This window comes from Chryseobacterium arthrosphaerae (assembly GCF_001684965.1).
Taxonomy (GTDB): Bacteria; Bacteroidota; Bacteroidia; order Flavobacteriales; family Weeksellaceae; genus Chryseobacterium; species Chryseobacterium arthrosphaerae.
Window position 1 is genome coordinate 1 of sequence record NZ_MAYG01000014.1, and the last position, 444, is coordinate 444.

The 444-nt window shown below is 34.9% G+C and carries 1 protein-coding gene; it reads left to right on the forward strand.

Features of this window, described 5'->3' with window-relative positions; translation table 11 throughout:
* Positions 1–256: 256 nt before the first annotated feature.
* On the forward strand, positions 257–444 hold a 188-nt coding region (locus tag BBI00_RS18965), incomplete at its 3' end, for a DUF7149 domain-containing protein (RefSeq protein WP_228394797.1).

Below are 444 nucleotides of genomic sequence, written 5' to 3' on the forward strand. Positions count from 1 at the left end.
CGGCAATGGCTGTGGTGGTGGGTGTGCTGGCTGGTGTGCTGTCTGTGGTGTTTGTGTATTTGCCGGTGTGGAGGTTGAGGAGGTGGATGTGTAGGAGGGCGGGAGCAAGCGTTTTAAATATCAATCAATAAAACTTCTTAAAAAATTAAAGACGTTTTACCAATATAATATAATTTGTAGATACATAAAGGTTTCCCGTTTGTTTTATACCACAATTTTGTCTAAATTAATCCCCTCTTATTTTAGACAATAACACATGAAAATTAATAAACTCGAACCTCAGAAAGCACTTAACCCTGCATACAAAAAATTTAAACCATTAAGAGGAGATATTGATGATTTTTCAACAAAACTTCAAGAATGTATTAATGCTATCAATTTAGTTGACAGTAGAAATGAGAGTGAGGAGCATTTAAAATCTCCAATATCAAGATTTCTTTCATC